This is a genomic window from Pantoea sp. SIMBA_079, assembly GCF_046940275.1.
In the GTDB taxonomy this organism is placed as follows: Bacteria; Pseudomonadota; Gammaproteobacteria; order Enterobacterales; family Enterobacteriaceae; genus Pantoea; species Pantoea borealis.
The window spans coordinates 1-254 of record NZ_JAWRYR010000607.1 but is presented as its reverse complement, the minus strand read 5'-3'; the positions used below and the strand labels follow the sequence as shown (position 1 = coordinate 254).

Annotated in this window: 1 protein-coding gene; it reads right to left on the bottom strand. The window is 61.0% G+C overall.

Features of this window, described 5'->3' with window-relative positions:
* The coding region (locus SB719_RS21375) for a CoA transferase (protein WP_412159918.1) at positions 1–254 on the bottom strand (254 nt) is incomplete at both ends.

The following is a 254-nucleotide window of genomic DNA, read 5'->3' as shown; positions in this document are numbered from 1 at the left end:
GATTGATGGCCTTCAGGCTCTCATAGTCGAGGCCGTATTTGTCGAGGCCGCCCAGCTTGAAGTTTTCGATGACGACATCGGCGTCAGCCACGAGCTGGCGGACCAGTTCCCTACCCTCTTCGGTGCGGAAGTCGGCCGTGATCGAGCGCTTGCCGCGGTTGCAGGCGTGGAAATAGGCAGCAGAGCGTTCGCCTTCCACATCGATGAAAGGCGGGCCCCATTTGCGCGTATCGTCGCCCTCGGGGCTTTCAACC